The organism is Lysinibacillus sphaericus OT4b.31, from assembly GCF_000392615.1.
GTDB lineage: Bacteria > Bacillota > Bacilli > Bacillales_A > Planococcaceae > Lysinibacillus > Lysinibacillus sphaericus_B.
This window is the reverse complement of the sequence record NZ_KB933398.1, coordinates 694,299-712,813: the sequence shown is the minus strand read 5'-3', so window position 1 is coordinate 712,813 and position 18,515 is coordinate 694,299. Positions and strand designations below refer to the sequence as shown.

10 protein-coding genes, 2 tRNA genes and 1 riboswitch are annotated in these 18,515 nt (G+C 39.8%); of the genes, 2 read left to right on the top strand and 10 right to left on the bottom strand.

The genetic code is table 11. The annotated features are described in order from the left end of the window. Positions 1 to 92: 92 nt before the first annotated feature. The 7 genes from H131_RS03320 to hutH form a co-directional block, all read right to left on the bottom strand. On the bottom strand, positions 93 to 1,139 hold the full coding sequence (locus H131_RS03320; protein WP_010857632.1) for a nitric oxide synthase oxygenase: 1,047 nt from the start codon (positions 1,137 to 1,139) through the stop codon (positions 93 to 95). A 171-nt stretch (positions 1,140 to 1,310) separates the two neighbouring features. Continuing rightward, a tRNA-Glu gene (locus H131_RS03315) sits at positions 1,311 to 1,382 on the bottom strand. Between the two features lies 1 nt (position 1,383). Next, positions 1,384 to 1,460 (bottom strand) — tRNA-Asn (locus H131_RS03310). 545 nt (positions 1,461 to 2,005) lie between these two features. After that, a complete protein-coding gene (locus tag H131_RS03300; RefSeq protein ID WP_080647705.1) occupies positions 2,006 to 3,802 on the bottom strand; it encodes an SLC13 family permease in 1,797 nt (598 codons plus the stop codon). Positions 3,803 to 4,092: 290 nt separating this feature from the next. After that, a complete protein-coding gene (gene hutI, locus H131_RS03295; RefSeq protein ID WP_010857630.1) occupies positions 4,093 to 5,361 on the bottom strand; it encodes an imidazolonepropionase in 1,269 nt (422 codons plus the stop codon). Then, positions 5,358 to 7,034 carry a urocanate hydratase gene (gene hutU, locus H131_RS03290; RefSeq protein ID WP_010857629.1) on the bottom strand — a complete coding sequence of 559 codons (1,677 nt, stop codon included), beginning with the start codon at positions 7,032 to 7,034 and terminating at the stop codon, positions 5,358 to 5,360. The genes hutI and hutU overlap by 4 nt, the downstream gene beginning before the upstream one ends. A gap of 19 nt (positions 7,035 to 7,053) precedes the next feature. Beyond that, positions 7,054 to 8,568: a histidine ammonia-lyase gene (hutH, locus tag H131_RS03285; protein ID WP_036129772.1), complete on the bottom strand. Its 1,515-nt coding sequence runs from the start codon at positions 8,566 to 8,568 to the stop codon at positions 7,054 to 7,056. A gap of 203 nt (positions 8,569 to 8,771) precedes the next feature. Here hutH and H131_RS03280 point away from each other — a divergent pair, with 203 nt between their 5' ends. Both H131_RS03280 and H131_RS03275 read left to right on the top strand, forming a co-directional pair. Beyond that, entirely contained in the window at positions 8,772 to 10,226 is a 1,455-nt protein-coding gene (locus tag H131_RS03280) for a helix-turn-helix domain-containing protein (RefSeq protein WP_010857627.1), read from the top strand. Between the two features lie 366 nt (positions 10,227 to 10,592). Continuing rightward, the gene (locus tag H131_RS03275; RefSeq protein ID WP_010857626.1) at positions 10,593 to 12,098 is read left to right on the top strand and encodes a catalase; all 1,506 of its coding nucleotides are present in this window, start codon (positions 10,593 to 10,595) and stop codon (positions 12,096 to 12,098) included. Positions 12,099 to 12,422: 324 nt separating this feature from the next. Here H131_RS03275 and thiC read toward each other — a convergent pair whose 3' ends face one another. The 3 genes from thiC to H131_RS03260 all read right to left on the bottom strand — a co-directional run bounded on the left by thiC (position 12,423) and on the right by H131_RS03260 (position 17,884). Then, positions 12,423 to 14,201, bottom strand: coding sequence for a phosphomethylpyrimidine synthase ThiC (thiC, locus tag H131_RS03270; RefSeq protein ID WP_010857625.1), 1,779 nt, complete (start codon positions 14,199 to 14,201; stop codon positions 12,423 to 12,425). A 145-nt stretch (positions 14,202 to 14,346) separates the two neighbouring features. Continuing rightward, positions 14,347 to 14,461: riboswitch (TPP riboswitch) on the bottom strand. A 118-nt stretch (positions 14,462 to 14,579) separates the two neighbouring features. After that, positions 14,580 to 15,506, bottom strand: coding sequence for an AEC family transporter (locus tag H131_RS03265; protein ID WP_010857624.1), 927 nt, complete (start codon positions 15,504 to 15,506; stop codon positions 14,580 to 14,582). A gap of 275 nt (positions 15,507 to 15,781) precedes the next feature. Further along, complete coding sequence (locus tag H131_RS03260; protein WP_010857623.1) at positions 15,782 to 17,884, bottom strand: methyl-accepting chemotaxis protein; 2,103 nt, start codon at positions 17,882 to 17,884, stop codon at positions 15,782 to 15,784. Positions 17,885 to 18,515 lie beyond the last annotated feature (631 nt).

Below are 18,515 nucleotides of genomic sequence, written 5' to 3'. Positions count from 1 at the left end.
AGCGCTGACCTTGTCTTTATTGATATGTGATCATTCTGAATACCTTTTGTCTTCAATCTAAGGCAGCTCATATGATGAGCTGCCTCTTCTTTTTAGTATGGGGGCTTTTGATAAAAATAGTTTGGCGTATTGTAAACATTGACATAAGGCTGGTGAAAAATATGCGTTGCTGCGGGCGATAGTGGCGGAATCAGCCATGTCCAGTTACCTGTTAGCTCTCGTCCTGCCTTCTCTTCCGCCTCCTCAAACAGCTTAAACTGTTGCGCAGCCGTATGATGATCGACAATGCTTACGCCGTCTTCTTTAAAGGAATGAAGCACGGCAATATTTAGCTCAACTAACGCACGATCTCGCCAAAGTGATGCCTGCTTTGTCGTATCCAGCTCAATAATTTCTGCTATCGCTGGTAACATGTTGTAGCGGTCATGATCAGCTAAGTTGCGCGCACCTATTTCTGTTCCCATATACCATCCATTAAATGGAGCTGCTTGAAAATCAATTCCCGCCATTTGAAAGCGCATGCTCGAAATAATCGGTACTGCATACCATTTTATATCAAGCTCTTGGACCTTTGGATATTGTGGATGACGAATTGGCACCTCTAATATATGTTCCTCTGGGATGGTAAATACTTGTGGTGCACGCTTATCTACCTGCACAATAATAGGTAGTACATCATACGCGGTTCCCTCACTTTGCCAGCCTAGTGATTTGCATATATTCGTAAAGTGGATAGAATGGGGATCACCGATAATTCCTTCCTCCGTTTCATAACCTGCATAACGAATTAACTGGTGATTCCAAATACGCACACGTTCTGATGCAAACACTGTAATCGTCGGGCGAATTTTTCCGTCATTTGTTGCATATTGAATATGTGCAAGTAATGTTTTGAAAATAGATTGCTCATCTAAAATGTCACGTGCATCTACAACATGTAGTGATTGCCAAAACAAACGACCAATACATTTATTGCTATTGCGCCAAGCTACTCGTGCTCCGAAGATTAATTCTTCTGTCGTGGGATTATATTCTCCCGCAGATTCAACCTGTTGTAATCTATTTGCTAACCATGTTTCAGGCTCATTTTGTTCTGACTGATAAAGTGCTAAAAACCGTTGTACCTCTTGTAAATTCATGTCGATTTCCTCCATCTACCCTCATATTAGAGCAATGGCACTAGATTCACCATGAAAAAATCCACTCGTAAACATACATTTTGCATATATGAAATACTTTGTTCAAATTTAAGTTTTTGACTGGAAGTCTTCATAAAAAAAACATGTAGCAACAATGTGCTACATGCAAGATGACCCGTACGGGATTCGAACCCGTGTTACCGCCGTGAAAGGGCGGTGTCTTAACCACTTGACCAACGGGCCATGGCTCCGAAGGCAGGACTCGAACCTGCGACAACCTGATTAACAGTCAGGTGCTACTACCAACTGAGCTACTTCGGAATAATGGTGGGCCTAAATGGACTCGACTTGCATGTATTAGGCACGCCGCCAGCGTTCGTCCTGAGCCAGGATCAAACTCTCCATAAAAGAAATTTGATAAGCTCAAATTGTTTTGCTGGCATCAATTTTGATGTCCAAAATTTTGTTTTGTTCACGTACCGAAGTTCGCTACTAAAAACTTTATGATTACGTTTTGCTTGTTCAGTTTTCAAGGTTCATGTTTTGCTTGTTTTAGCGTGTCACCTTGGCGACTCATATAATACTACACGCTAAATAGATAAAGGTCAACACTTTTTCAATATTTTTTTTACATGTTGGAAAACTTCCTATATAAATGATTCTATATTTCTTTGTACTCTAGAGTCTTTTTGATGATCATTTCATTCTTTTTTCCACTTTTAAGAATAGGAGTTTAACATACACTTTAATATAAAAATAACTCAAAATATACTGGTATTTTTTATATTAGCAACCATGTCCATGCAGAATATTTTCATAACCTTCTTTTTTATCGAGAAAAAAACCCGGTATAGGCACCGAGTTTTTTAAAATGGAAAGAAAAATGGCACTGCTAGCATCATGACGACAAACATTACGACCTGTAGTGGTAATCCAACCTTCACAAAGTCCATAAACTTATAACCCCCCGCAGTCATAACAAGTGCATTTGTCGGCGAGGCAATTGGCGTGGCAAATGCCATACTTGCTGCCACCGCTACGCCAATCATAAACGTTGTTGGATTTGCATCCATGGCAATCGCTGCGTTCATGGCAATTGGCGCAAACAGGACAGCAGTTGCCGTATTACTAATAAATTGCCCGAAAATTACCGTCAAAATATAAATTCCAATAAGTACCCCATAAGGGCCGTAGCTACCGAGTACATCGATAATTCCATTCGATAAAATTACCATACCGCCAGTTTTTTCTAGCGCTGTTGCCATCGGAAGCATCGCTGCAACAAGGACAATGCTTTCAAAATTCATATTGTTATATGCATCCTCCATATTGCGCAAACAGCCTGTTAAAATCATTAGTACTGCACCAATCATCACGGAAATAACAGCAGGGAAAACTTCAAAAGCCATTAGTACAATCATTAAAAGCATAATAGCACCCGCAATTCCCGCCTTACCTGTGGCTGCGGCAACACTTGCATGCTCTTTTGGCTGACCAACTACTACGACGTCCTGCGTTTCCCTTGCGAGTAGCACGATTTCATCCCATGCACCCTGCACGAGAATGGCATCACCGAATTTCAACTTATGTGAAACCATATCCTGTAGCTTATAGCCACCTCTACGATTAATGCCAATAATATTGAGATTGTATTTTTCACGGAAGCCCAATGAGCTGACTGTCTCATTCGTGAAGCTAGAATTTGGCGTTAGTAGTACCTCTGCAATGCCGAGGTGCTTCGATACCAATTCATCAGCTTCTCCCTCAACTAACTCTTGCATTTCTAAGCCATAATCCATAGCCAAACGACGAATATCTTGTTCCTCACCTTGCACATAGAGCTCATCCGTCGCATGTATAACGCTTGTTGGACCAGCCATTTCCTGATAAGTCATTGGCAATAGATTTATACCTTCTTGCGATTTACGATGAATTTTCATCATACAGAGCGCATATTTCGCAGGTAGCTTCAATTCTGCTAGTGACATACCAATAATTGCAGAATCCTCAGGCACATATATTTTAAACAAACGATTGTTCAAATCATATTGCTTAATAATTTTCTTTGGCGAGAGTTTGTAGCCAGCATTTGTTTGGGTACGATTTTGTTCATTGGGCAATAATACATTTCGTACAAGCACCAAATAGATAATACCGACAATCATCCCAACAATGCCAATCGGTGTCACTTCGAAAAAGCCCAGTTTATTATAGCCACGATCCACCAAAAGCTGACTAACAATTAAATTCGGCGGCGAAGCAATTAATGTCATTAGCCCAGATAGGCTTGCTACATAAGAAAGAGGTAACAAAAATTTAGAAGGACTTTCCTTCATACTAATTGCGATACTAACAACAATCGGCATCATTAAAGCTACTGTACCCGTATTACTCATAAAAGCGCCGACAGAGCCAACAATCACAAGTAGTAACACAAATAACTTCAGCTCACTATCGCCTGACCATTTCAGCAATAGCTGCCCTGCCATCCCTGCAAGTCCCGTACGCAATATCCCAGCACCCACGACAAAAAGCCCTGCAATCATTAGTACAACAGAGTTCGAAAAACCAGCTAACGCCTCCGCTGGTGTTAAAATATCCGTAATAATAAATGCAAGGAGCGACACTATCGCAACCAGATCAGCTCGTACACGATTCGTCATAAATGCAAATATCGTTGCTCCTAAAATGATAAATGTTAATGTAAGTTGCAAATCTTATAATTTCCTTTCCATAATGATGACAGTTCTATTCTATACGAAAAAGAGCACAAATAAGTCTATTTCACCCTATTTGCGCTTTTTTATAAATATAAATGTATAAATCTAGACACAATTACCAGAAAACGTTGCCGTTTTATCTGTAGGTTAAACCCCATTATCATTATGGCCATCAAGACAAACGTTCTCTAGATACCAGGCAAACAGTAGCTAGGTAAAATTTTACAGATTATTTATATAAGAATGCCATCCTTGACGACAATTCGCCCATTTTTGATGACTGTATGAGTGTGATTCATGCCGTAAAAATATTGTAGCTGCTTATAATTAGCGACATCGAGCATGATAACATCTGCTTGCTTTCCTACTTCAAGTGAACCAATCTGATTGCCTCGATTAAGAGCATACGCAGCGTTAATAGTCGTCGCTGTTAATACTTCCTCTAGCGTCATGCCCATGTACATACAAGCTAGATTCATAATAAACGGCAGACTCATCGTCGGGGACGAGCCAGGATTAAAATCGGTTGAAATGGCAACAGGTACCCCTTCATCGATCATCAGACGCCCTCTTGCAAAAGGAGCGCGCAAGAAAAATGCGGTTCCAGGGAGCAATACAGCAATCGTACCTGTTGCTGCCATTTTTCGAATCCCTTCATCTGAAGCAACCAATAAATGCTCTGCCGAGATTGCCCCCACTTCAGCGGCTAACTCCGCTCCTTTATATGGTTCAATTTCATCGGCGTGGATTTTCGGTGTTAGTTCTAACGCTTTTCCTGCCTCTAAAATACGGCGGGATTGCTCTGGTGTAAATACACCTTTTTCACAGAATACATCATTGAACTCTGCAAGCCCTAGTTCGGCCACTTTCGGTAGCATCTCATCTACGAGTATGTCGACAAATTCGTCTTCACGACCTTTATAATCACGCGGTACTGCATGAGCCCCCATAAATGTACTCACTATATCTATAGCATGTGTAGCTTGTAGCTTTTTGGCTACCTCTAACTGCTTTCTTTCATTTTCCCAATCCAAGCCATAGCCCGATTTTGCCTCAACTGTTGTGATACCGTGTTTTAGAAATACATCTAAATGGCGCAGCGTCTTTCCATACAATTCATCAAAGCTAGCTTCTCTTGTGTGCTTTGTCGTTGCATGAATCCCACCACCTGCATTCATGATGTCCATATAAGTGGAGCCATTTAAGCGCATATTAAACTCCTGCTCACGCGTACCTCCATGTACTAAATGCGTATGGCAATCGACGAGGCCAGGCATAACGACCTTCCCCGATGCATCGATAACCTCTGCCGCTTTGAGTAAATCAGGGTGGTCTGCTTCCAACTGCGCGAAGGTACCAATTGCAACGATACGATCATTTTCTATCAAAACACTGCCATGCGGGACTATTGCAACATCTCGCATTTGTTCTTTTATGCGAGGACCTTGTGCTACACATTTTAAGGTAATGACTTCATTGGCATTTTTTATTAAAATCGTCACTTCGCATCATCCCTTTGCTTTAGCATAGGCATATGCACACCTTTTTCCTTCGCTGTATTGATGGCGATTTCATAACCAGCATCTGCGTGACGCACAACCCCTAACCCCGGGTCTGCTATTAATACCCGAGCAATCTTATCTGAAGCAAGCTGAGAGCCATCCGCTACTAATACTTGACCAGCGTGCTGCGAGAATCCCATTCCTACGCCACCACCATGATGGACACTTACCCAGCTTGCGCCACTTGCCGTATTAACAAGTGCATTTAAAATAGGCCAGTCAGATACTGCGTCCGAGCCGTCTTTCATGCCCTCTGTTTCACGATTTGGAGAGGCAACAGAGCCAGAATCTAAATGATCTCGCCCAAAGACAATCGGTGCTGATAACTCCCCGCTAGCAACCATTTCATTGACCTTCAGTGCGAATCGATGACGATCACCATAGCCTAACCAGCAAATACGTGCCGGTAACCCTTGCCATTTCACCATTTTTTGTGCCATATCAATCCAATTCACTAAAGCTTTATCATGTGCAAACATCTCTTTTGCTAGAGCATCTGTTTTATAAATATCCTGTGGATCACCGGAAAGTGCCGCCCAACGGAAAGGCCCTTTTCCTTCACAGAATAATGGACGGATATACGCTGGCACAAAGCCAGGGAAATCAAATGCATTGGCCACACCCATTTCTTTTGCATATGCTCGAATATTATTACCATAATCAAATACTTCTGCACCCGCCTGTTGAAATTCAAGCATTGTACGAACATGCTCTGCCATCGTTTCTTTTGCTCTTTGCTCGTAGGTTTTTACATCCTTTTTACGCAAATCAAGCGCTTCCTCAAATGTCATCCCGTTTGGAACATAGCCATTTATCGGATCATGTGCAGATGTTTGGTCTGTTACAAAGTCAGGAATAATAGCACGATCAAGTAGCTCACGATTTACATCTGCACAGTTGCCAACGAGTCCAATTGATGCAGGCTCCTTTTTTTCACGTAGTGCATCCACTAATTGAATGGCTTCCTCTACCGTTTCAACGATATAATCACAGTAGCCTTCTTTTATTTTGCGTTCGATTCGCGCTCGATCTACTTCGACTACTAAAATCACGGCACCAGCCATTTTGCCAGCTAAAGGCTGAGCGCCACTCATGCCTCCCATTCCCCCAGTTAAAATAAATTTACCGCGCAAATCTGCTGTACCAAATACTTTTTTGCCTGCTTCCACAAAGGACAGATACGTTCCTTGTAAGATACCTTGTGCACCGATATAAATCCAGCTACCTGCCGTCATTTGACCGTACATCATTAAATCGCGGTCCTCTAGTTCATAAAAATGCTCCCAGTTTGACCAAGCTGGCACTAGATTTGAGTTTGCAATGAGAATCCGCGGTGCATTTGCATGCGTACGAAATACAGCAACCGGCTTTCCGGATTGAATGAGTAAAGTTTCATCATTCTCTAATTTTGTCAACGAAGCAATAATTTGCTCATAACTTTCCCAATTGCGAGCTGCTTTCCCGATACCACCATAGACAATTAGCTCATCTGGATTTTCCGCTACTTCAGGATCCAAATTATTCATCAGCATACGCATAGCTGCTTCCTGTGTCCATCCTTTACATGTAAGCGTTGTTCCTCTTGGTGCACGAATATTTGTTTTTGTCTCCATATTGCCATCCCCTTTGCTTTTATTTCGACATTGCCACTAACTCATCGCTCGTCAATAAATAGTTCGCTAACGCTTCAATTTCATCTCCAATCGGTTGATCGGTTGTAAGCGGCGGACAAATTGCACGCACCTTTTGCAAAAATTGACTTGTAGCTGGGGCTAACTGTTGCTCCGCCCTATCTAAATGAATAGCTTGTGATGCGCAAATCATTTCTATCGCAATGACACGAGCAGCATTGTGTACGATTTGACGTACTTGACGAGCAGATGTTGTCCCCATACTGACATGATCTTCCTGATTACCCGATGTAGGAATCGAATCTACACTTGAAGGGTGTGCCAATACTTTGTTTTCCGACACGATTGAAGCTGCTGTATATTGCGCAATCATTAGCCCACATTCAATCCCGGGATTTGTTGCTAAAAATGGCGGTAAACCTTCGTTAAGTTGTGGATTGACCATACGTTCCGTGCGTCGTTCGGAAATATTGGCCCATTCACATACACCAATTTTTAAAAAGTCCATCGCTAAGGCAATTGGCTGTCCGTGGAAATGTCCACCAGATAATACTTCTCCGTTTTCTAAAACAATAGGATTATCTGTCGTTGCATTCATCTCAGTTTGCACACGTTCCTCTGCATAGAAAAATGACTGCCATGATGCGCCATGCACTTGCGGAATACAACGAAGTGAATAGGCATCTTGCATCCGGATTTCACCCTGTTTTGTCACTCGTTTACTCCCATCAAGCCACGAGCGGATTCGCCCACCAACAAGCTCTAATTCCGAGTGTGGTCTTACAGCTAATAGAGCTGGATCAAAGGCTGAAGTAATACCTTTTAATGCTTCAAGCGACAGACTTGCGGCCATATCTGCGGCAAGCCCAATGCGCTCTGCCTCATTCAATGTTAAGACACCAATACCTGTCATTGCCTGTGTACCGTTAACTAGCGCTAGCCCCTCTTTTGCTTGTAGTCGTACAGGCGTCAATCCTGCATGCTGTAATGCCATACCACCACTTACAATCTCACCTTCAAACTCCGCCTTCCCTTCTCCTACAAGCACTAAAGCCAAATGTGAAAGCGGTGCTAAATCACCACTTGCCCCAACAGACCCTTGTGACGGTACTATCGGATGCACGCCTTTATTGATGCAATCCAGTAATAGCTGTACTGTCTCTAGTCGAATTCCAGAAAATCCACGTGCTAATGCATTAGCACGTAATATCATCATGGCGCGGACAACTTCTGTCGGAAACGGTACGCCAACACCAGTGGCATCTGATCGTAGTAAATTCAACTGTAATAGCTCATTATCCGCCTCATCAATACGAATATGACTTAGTTTTCCAAATCCTGTGTTCACACCATAAATGGCTTGCCCTTCCGCTAAACGCTTTTCAATGCGCTCCCTACTTAATTGAATGCGCTGTTCACTTTCAGTGGATAACACAACAGTGACATGCCCCTTCACGATTTCCTCTACTTGCTGTCTTGTTAATGTATTGCCATCAAGCTCAATGATAGACATCATTTAATATCCCCCTTGTTCTATATCTTGGGTAAATTATCTATATCGATAGAAATTCCTCTACTTATATTGTACAAACTCCTTTTTTCAGAAAATAGAGAATTTTAAAAGAGAAAACAGGAATTATTAATGATTTTTATGTTATTTTTAATAATATAATATTACTTTTTTACGAAACTAGATTATTTTAAGGTGGGTTAATTGTTATGCGAATTTTATTGATTGATAGAGACCCTACAGAATTATCAGGTATTCGGTGGTTTTTACAAACTTACTTCCCTGGAGATATTATAGTTGAAATGTGTACGGCTATTTCTGAAGCAACTGAGAGCATTCAACAGTTTGAACCTGAGGTAATTTTACTGAATATCGATTTAATTCCTAATAACCGTTTAACGAAGCTTTATCAGCTATTACAAAAACACTCTGGCACTATTTTTGCAATAACGACAGAACCATTATTTAAAAATGCCATGAAAGCAATTGATTTGCAGGTTGCACACCTTTTTGTAAAACCCATTGATTTAGAAATTTTAAAGCAAAAACTTGCTACAATTTCGATTCATACGGCGAAGGTAAAGAAAGCCTATACCCAAGATACAGACGAAACATTTTACTATAGATTATTTTTAGATAGCGAGACCAGCTCTTTAGATACAGATATGCACTTCACGATGATTGAGCCTGAGCATCCTGAAACATTAAATAAACTGTACAATTGGATTCAGCAAACGCCAATTTACCATCATATGAAAATATATCCATTAGCAGAAAGTATTGTCTGTCTATTTCAAATACAAGATATTAAAACCGTTGAAAAAGATGTGCGCACATTGATGAAGGAGTGGAGACTCACCAATAATAGTTCTCTTAATATCGGGATTTACGACTACACACCTGCAACATTAAAAAATATGTACACTTTAACCAAGCGTGCACTTCATCAAAGTTTTTACGAAGGATTCGGCCATATTTTTTATGCGACCAGACAGTTAGAAACGCAACCATTTGATCCGTTATTAACACCAGAAGAGCAACAATTACTTATTAAAAGTTTAGAAGACGGAAATCTTGAAGAAATCAAAGCCTTTTTATATCGATTATCTAATGAAGGGATTTATTACGAACAGGATGATTTACGAATTCATTTGACAAGTGTTTTGGCTCAAATTCGACGCTTTATGCTGAAATATAAATTGCACGAGAAGGCTGTTATCGAACAAAACTATCGTCAGCTTTTTCATTTAATTATTGAACATCCCATACTTTATACAATACTTAATGGCATTATTTCTTTTACACAAACATTGATTGCCTTAGCTCGTCAGGCTCGCATGGAGAAAAAAGCAGACTATGTAGAACTGGCACTAGAAATTATCGAGCAACAGTTTCAGGATAGTTCATTGTCCTTGCCCTTCGTTGCCTATAAATTAGGGATTAGCCCCAATTATTTGAGCACGATTTTCTCAAAGAAGCAAGGCTTACCATTTAAACGCTCTTTACAGCAAATGCGCATTCAAAATGCTACAAAAATGCTTGTCGAAACAGATTTTGCGATTAGTGAAATCGCACTTCTAAATGGCTTCGATGACCCAAATTACTTCATCAAAATATTCAAACAACAAATAGGTACTACACCTAATCGTTATCGTAAAACTTGAAAAATACAGCCACTTAAATTTAGTATATTTTCAATTAGCACACTCTATTTTCAACACGCGTATAGTAGAAACTAGATAGAAACCTTCACTTCTATCTACTTTAAAGTCATTCTATTATTTACATGCCTTACTACAGAAAGTGCCAGCTAACAGGATTACCGTCATTTAAGTAAATCTTTTTAAATTTATGTCATTCATCAAAAGTGATGCATAATCTTATTAGATTATGCATATATTAATAGTTTATATCTTAATATAAAAATTCTTTAACAATAATTATTATAATCTACTAGCAATTCTATTTTAGATTTGTTATAGTTATAAATGAAGAGTTTGACTTACAATTTTTCCAGGAGGTAAACTATTATGACAAACGTAAATGATCGTAGCCGTCGCTTTACAACAGCAGGTGGTGCCCCAGTAGTAAGTAACCATGACTCTATGTCTGCAGGACCACGAGGACCTCTTTTACTTCAAGATGTATGGTTAGTCGAAAAATTAGCAAACTTCAACCGTGAAGTTATCCCTGAACGTCGGATGCATGCAAAAGGTTCTGGTGCATTTGGTACTTTCACTGTAACGCATGATATTACGCAATATACAAAAGCAAAAATCTTCTCTGACATTGGCAAGAAAACAGAAATGTTCGCTCGTTTCTCTACAGTAGCCGGCGAACGTGGTGCAGCTGATGCAGAACGTGATATCCGTGGATTTGCACTTAAATTCTATACTGAAGAAGGTAACTGGGATTTAGTCGGTAATAATACACCTGTATTCTTCTTCCGTGATCCACTACACTTTACAGATTTAAACCATGTAGTAAAACGTGATCCACGTACAAATATGAAAAACGCAAATTCAAACTGGGATTTCTGGACTTCATTACCAGAAGCCCTTCACCAAGTTACAATTGTTATGTCCGATCGTGGTATTCCGAACGGCTTCCGCCATATGCATGGTTTCGGTTCTCACACTTACAGCTTTATCAATGCTCAAAATGAGCGTGTATGGGTGAAATTCCACTTCCGTACAGAACAAGGTATTAAGAATTTAACGGGAACTGAGGCTAATGAGGTAATCGGTAACGACCGTGAATCTTCACAACGTGACCTTTATGGAGCAATTGAAAAAGGCGATTTCCCGAAATGGAAAATGTACATTCAAGTAATGACAGAAGAACAAGCTCGTGCATTACCATACAATCCATTTGACTTAACAAAAGTTTGGTACAAAGGCGACTTCCCACTAATTCCAGTTGGTGAATTCGAGTTAAACAAAAATCCAGACAACTACTTTGCAGAAGTAGAGCAAGCGGCATTTGCACCTTCTAACATTATTCCTGGCGTTAGCTTCTCTCCAGATAAAATGCTACAAGGTCGTATCTTTGCATACGCTGATGCACAACGTTACCGTTTAGGCGTAAATCACTATATGCTACCTGTAAACGCACCAAAATGTCCATTCCGTACTTTCCATCGTGATGGCGCTATGCGTTTTGATGGCAACCTTGGTTCAACAATGAGCTACGAGCCAAATAGCTATGGTGAGTGGGAACACAACTTAGACCATAAAGAGCCTGAATTACGTATCGATGGCAATGCTGGCATTCATGACTTCCGTGAAGATGACAGCAACTATTTCGAGCAGCCAGGTAAATTATTCCGCCTAATGACTGCGGAAGAACAACAACGTTTATTTGAAAATACAGCTAATGATATGGCGTCTGTTGAAGAATTCATTAAACGCCGCCACATCTTACACTGCTATTTAGCTGATCCAGCATACGGTGAAGGTGTTGCAACTGCAATGGGTCTTTCATTAGAGGGTATGGACCTGTCAAATCCATATGTAAAACAAGCAACTAACGTTTAATTATCCAGTTTTATTGATATCCAAATCCAACTTTTACCCCATGCGACTTCGCATGGGGCTTTTTTTATTTCATATAAACGTAGAAAGGTATTGAAACCAGATGAAATGCCATTTTGTAAACCACTATCATTATGTGAATATAATCAAAATACAGGGGTTGTCCCAAATGTAACAACAGTATGCTTAGAGTTATCCTATCGTGCTATTTTTCACCATACATGAAAATTGGCAGTATATTTTTCGAAGGACTTTTAGAAAGCCCTTGTCCTCTTGCTGTCTTAGTGTATAGGTAGCATAAATAGCGTTTCTTTTATCTAATCCTTGTTATTGATAAATTTGACTGCCGGCCTTTTTAAACTCCTCTGCCTTTTCCTGCATGCCCTGATGAATGGCTTCTGTCGTATTTAAATCTTTTTCTTTTGCATAGTTACGAATATCCTGAGAAATTCTCATACTACAAAACTTAGGACCACACATCGAGCAGAAATGTGCTGTTTTTGCCCCCTCTGCTGGCAATGTTTCATCGTGGTATTCCACTGCTCGTTCAGGATCTAAAGATAAATTGAATTGATCTCGCCAACGGAACTCGAAACGTGCTTTTGATAGGGCATCATCCCGTACTTGCGCCCCTGGATGACCTTTTGCTAAATCAGCTGCATGTGCTGCAATTTTGTACGTAATGACCCCTACACGAACATCCTCACGATTTGGCAAACCTAGATGTTCTTTTGGTGTGACATAGCAAAGCATCGCCGTTCCGAACCAACCAATCATCGCTGCGCCAATAGCAGATGTAATATGATCATAGCCTGGTGCAATATCTGTCGTAAGTGGACCTAATGTATAAAAAGGTGCTTCCTTACATACTTCTAATTGTTTGTCCATATTTTCCTTAATCAGATGCATCGGCACGTGACCTGGCCCCTCAACCATGACTTGTACATCATGTTTCCAAGCAATCTGCGTCAGCTCCCCAAGTGTTTCAAGCTCTGCAAACTGCGCCTCATCATTGGCATCTGCAATAGAACCTGGACGTAAGCCATCCCCTAAAGAAAAAGCCACATCGTACGTCTTCATAATTTCGCAAATTTCTTCAAAATGACTATATAAGAAACTTTCTTCATGATGAAATAAACACCACTGCGCCATAATGGAACCACCACGCGAAACAATACCCGTGACACGATTGGCTGTTAAAGGCACATAACGCAGTAAGACCCCTGCATGTATTGTGAAATAATCAACCCCCTGCTCTGCCTGCTCGATTAATGTATCGCGGTACACTTCCCACGTTAAATCCTCAGCAACACCATTTACCTTCTCTAGTGCTTGATAAATTGGCACAGTTCCCACAGGTACCGCAGCATTACGAATAATCCATTCACGTGTCGTATGAATATGCTTCCCTGTAGATAAATCCATAATATTATCTGCACCCCAACGTGTTGCCCATGTCATTTTTTCTACTTCCTCAGCGATGGATGAAGATACAGCCGAATTACCGATATTTGCATTAATCTTCACATGAAAGTTACGGCCAATAATCATTGGCTCTGCCTCTGGATGATTAATGTTGGACGGCATAATTGCACGACCAGCAGCAATTTCAGCACGAACAAATTCAGGATCTAAATTTTCGCGAATTGCTACAAACTCCATTTCGGGTGTAATCATGCCCTTTCTTGCGTAATGAAGCTGCGTCACATTACGTCCTTTTTTTGCTCGCAGAGGTTTTCGATCAAGTCCAAGAAAGACATTTTCTTTCATACGAGGATCAGCTACATTGCGGAAGCCATTATCCTCTGGCTTTATCTTACGACCCTCGTATTCTTCTACATCCCCACGTTCCCTTATCCAACCGCTTCTTAAAGCAGGCAAACCTTTTGTAATGTCTACTTTGTAAGTAGGGTCTGTATACAGGCCACTTGTATCATAAACACGCACTGGTGCATTTTCTTCTTCTCCAAAGTTTCCAGTCGTTGGACTTAACTGAATTTCACGCATTGGCACTAAAATATCTGGCCGTGAGCCTTCTACATACACCTTTTTGCTTCCATCAAAACTGGACATAATCGTAATGTTTTTTTCGCTAACTGTTGTCATAAACTACTTCGCTCCCTTTTACATATTGTTATGAAAGGACCATCTAGCTCACCCCAACAACTTGCTACATAAGAAAAGCCGAATCCAAAAAATATTGGATCCGGCTGTGAATGTAAGGGTTTCATTTATCACAAAGTGCAAGTACTGTGATAATCATTAACTTTCCCACGCTGGTATGAGCCAGATCAGGTCCAAAGGGTCAAGAAACCTCAATGCGTTTCCCTCTCAGCCTGACTCATCAGACTCCCCTAGTTAAAGCTATTCAATTTGATGTTAGTGTAGCAGATATTGCTAATAGATGGAAGCCATATGTTAAAACCATGATGACAATATTTGAAGTTCAATTTGTAATGGCCGATATTTCTACAGCAAGTAAAATTACGTAAAAAGTAATTCTGCAACGTAAATAACTATGGTCACTGTGATACAACTAACTATGGTTGAAAATAACACTGTTTGTGCAGCAGTTGCCGATTCAACATCGTATTCTAAAGCAAGGCTTGAGCTATTGCGTGATGTTGGAAAAGCACTAGCTATAAAGAGTGACTGAGCCACAACATCGTCTAGGCCAAGCGCAAAAATAATGACAAGCGCCACAGCTGGGCCAATAATCAATCGTGTAAAGCAACTGACAAAAACAGTTTTATTAAACATCGACTTGATTTCAAGCTGGGATAGTTGCGCGCCAAGCGTAATGAGTGCAACAGCGATAAAACCATCTGCTACATGGTCGATTGGAATTCGAATAAACTGCGGAATACTGATGTCGAAGTAATTCATTGTTACACCTATAATAAGCGCATGAATAATAGGCATTTTCAGAAAATCTTTCAGGATAGCCATCCCGGATTTTGTCGAGGAAATAAGATTATACAAACCATATGTATAAGTCGTCATATTTTGAAAAATAACGAGGATGACTTGAATAGCCACGCCAATAGGTTGGGCCGCGAATATCATTTGGGCCACCGGTATCCCGTAGTTACCTGAGTTAATGAGCACAACACTATTTTTAAATACCGCAGTCTCTGTTTTCGCTAAACCTAGCCCCTTTGCTAAAAAATGACTGAGCGCCATTTGACTCCCAATAAAAAGTACGATAAATAGCGCCACCTGCCCTAGTACCGCTGGCTCCACACTCGTTTCATATAAATTTACAAAAACCGCAGCAGGCATAAAGCAATAGGTAATAAGATGGGATAATGCCTTTAAATTAAATCTAAATTTCTTCTGCAACATGGCCCCAAGTACAAGCAGCACCAAGATAGGGGCAACAATCTGAAAAAAAATCATGCCAAGATACATATGTAGTAGTCCCCCTTCCATCTCTTTCTATAGTAGAACTATCCGCCTGCCTGGTCAATGTGCCTCAACTAACCTGAAAAGAGCATTTTTAATGGATTGCTCACAATAATTTTTCATTCTAAAAAAATCTGCTAGACTTCAACACGGAAAGTAAGTTTAGGCAAGCCCCTGTCAAAGAGGCTTGCTACTTACCCGCAGAAAGCAACAGATTTTTGTTTTTCATGCTATATTCTGATTGAAGAAAGAATTTAAACCACCTTGAGCAAAATCCTTTATTAGGCAAGTTTAAAACGTTGAACAACCTCTTGTAATTCTTGCGAAATTTTATTCATATTACTTATTGAATCTGCAACCTTTTCTAACTCTGCCTGCTGATCAATTGTTGAAGCACTTACTTCTTCTGCAGAAGCAGCTGTCTCCTCTGAAATAGCTGAAATGCTTTGAATAGCCATTATTGCTTGGTTTTTGTGCTCTAGCATACTGGAAAGTTTAGCAAGTAACTCGTTAATTGCATTTGCAATAGAACTAGACAACTCACTATTGTCCTTAAAGACTACCTCCGTACTTTGTACTGATTCATTTTGTGCTTGCATTAAACTAGCATTAGATGCTATTACGAGTACTGTTTGTTTAGAGTTTTCTAATATACTATCTACGGTTGTCTTAATTACATCCGTTTCATTTTTCGACTGTTCTGCTAGTTTTCTAACCTCTTCGGCTACCACTGCAAAACCTTTCCCATGTTCTCCTGCTCGAGCGGCTTCAATACTCGCATTAAGTGCAAGCAGATTGGTTTGCTCCGCTATCCCCTGAATGGATGCAATGACTTGATTGATATTTGCAATGTTAGAAGTTAATGTTTCAATTTGCTGTTGTACTCGTCCATTCATGTCATTTGTTTCCGCATTACGTTCACGCAAACTATCAACTTCTCTCATACCTTTTTCAGTTGTCGTTTGCGTTTTGCTAGAAAGCTCTTCCATTTGAGTGGATAACTGTGTAATCGTATCAATCTGATCAGAAAGATCCATCATTCGATAATTGGTTTCTTCCGTGTCTTCCGATTGCTTTGAAGCACCTTGAGCAATTTCATTTATCGCAACTGTAACTTCCTGACTAGAAGCTACAATCTCATTAAATGCTTCATGAACATGATTTGATGATTGGTTGAGCAACGTTGTAGAATGCAACACCGTATGTATAGCATCATTCGTTTTGTCTAACATATGATTATAAGCTACTGCAACTGCGCCTATTTCATCTGCTTTAATATATTTTTCATCCACTTTTTTCGTTAAATCTCCATCCGCTGCAGTTTCTATCGATGCACGTAAAAGCTTTAATGGCTTCAATTGTTTATAGATAAACCATGCACTTACAGCTGCCATTAAAATAACAATGATAATTGCCGCTACGATAGTGAATACAAGAACCTGATTATAGGTTTCAAGAATCTTAGATTTTGGTACAACTAATTGAACCGTCCAGGTTTCGTCAATTTCGTCCAATACCATAGGTGCAAAAGCATTATACGACTTTTCTCCTAATTGCTTCGAATCCACATACATACTGTCTGGTTTACCATTTTCCATGGAACTATTAACACTTGCCCAGTCGATTACATCTTGCATATGTGTACCATCTAATTTTTCATTAATACTATTTACCGTTAATATGCCGCTAGCAGTAATAATACCTGCATACCCACCATCCGGCTTAATAGAATCAGCCAGTCCCTTTAAAAAATCAATGGATAAATCAGCTGTTAACACCCCAAAGAATGTACCCGAGGAATTAACTAACGGGACAGATATCGTTGTCATCGAGATTGTTTCGCCATTCACCTTATAATCATAAGGCTCTGTAAGTATAGCTCGCTCCTCTTCTTTAGGGACCCAATACCATTGTGCACTACTTTTTTCTTCAAGTCCTTCTATAGCAGTAGTTGCTATTTTATTGCCGTTTTTTGACATATAGGGTATGAAACGTTCCTTTGTATCAATTAAAGTAACATCAATAGTCGGCTCTACTTGCGCAGATTCCTTTTCTAAAATAGCTCCTACTCCAATCAAATCATCGTTCTTTACTAGATTGGTTTCCAAAATATCCATTAAGCCTTCAGCTGAAAGTCCGCCATTATTGTGCATTGTTTCCACTATGCGTTTAGTTGTTTGTAATGTATCATTAGCTTTCTTAAAGCGTTCGCTCATCTTCGCAGCAGAAAATTGAGCATTTTGAAGTGTTGCATCTTCTGCATCATCCACACCTTGATTATATAAGATGAAACTTGTTACTACTGTATAAGTAATAAACAGCACTAAAAATAATCCTATGATTAAAGAAGATAATTTTAAAGCAATACTTTGGGATTTTTTCATTACAAACACCTCCATTTTTTATAAATAATCATAATGTATGGATATTCATATCACAACAAAAGATTTAACAACTTAACATAGAAAAATTAAGTTTATCTCAGAAATTCTGCTACATTTTAAATCATTACAATCTAAACAAGACAAAAAAGGCGTGTCTCAGCCCAAAATATCAGCTTCAGACAACGCTCTTTTCTTTTCCCAACTAGTAAACCAGTTCTTAATCCTGGCGTTCGGTTCTAGAGCTAATTGCTCCTCCAACATTTTCTTTAGTAATAAATATTGTTCCTCGACAGCAACTGTATTATTTAATGCATCATACAGCCTTATAAGTGTAAAGTAACTTTCCTCTCCATCTGGCTGAATGTATCCAGCAGTTTGAAGGTTCTATCCTTGGATTTGAGGATGCTATCCAGCAGTTTTGCTATTCTATCCGTCAGTTCGACCATTCTATCCGTTTCTCCAGCAATAGAAAACAGCAGGCTAAGGAAAAAATCAAAAAGTCCATAGCCTGCTGTTTGTTATACACTTCCATTCTATCCGTCTCTCCCATTCCCATAAGGACCGAAGATACACATTCATATAAAAAAATCACGACCTATCTACCTATTCATCCAAAAAATGCATAAAAATA

Excerpts from the sequence above, each read along its gene's own strand:
- H131_RS03260 (WP_010857623.1), bottom strand. The coding sequence starts at position 17,884 with ATGAAAAAATCCCAAAGTATTGCTTTAAAATTATCTTCTTTAATCATA.
- H131_RS03265 (WP_010857624.1), bottom strand. The coding sequence starts at position 15,506 with ATGTATCTTGGCATGATTTTTTTTCAGATTGTTGCCCCTATCTTGGTG.
- H131_RS03275 (WP_010857626.1), top strand. The coding sequence starts at position 10,593 with ATGACAAACGTAAATGATCGTAGCCGTCGCTTTACAACAGCAGGTGGT.
- hutH (WP_036129772.1), bottom strand. The coding sequence starts at position 8,568 with ATGATGTCTATCATTGAGCTTGATGGCAATACATTAACAAGACAGCAA.
- thiC (WP_010857625.1), bottom strand. The coding sequence starts at position 14,201 with ATGACAACAGTTAGCGAAAAAAACATTACGATTATGTCCAGTTTTGAT.
- H131_RS03320 (WP_010857632.1), bottom strand. The coding sequence starts at position 1,139 with ATGAATTTACAAGAGGTACAACGGTTTTTAGCACTTTATCAGTCAGAA.
- H131_RS03280 (WP_010857627.1), top strand. The coding sequence starts at position 8,772 with ATGCGAATTTTATTGATTGATAGAGACCCTACAGAATTATCAGGTATT.
- H131_RS03300 (WP_080647705.1), bottom strand. The coding sequence starts at position 3,802 with ATGACGAATCGTGTACGAGCTGATCTGGTTGCGATAGTGTCGCTCCTT.
- hutU (WP_010857629.1), bottom strand. The coding sequence starts at position 7,034 with ATGGAGACAAAAACAAATATTCGTGCACCAAGAGGAACAACGCTTACA.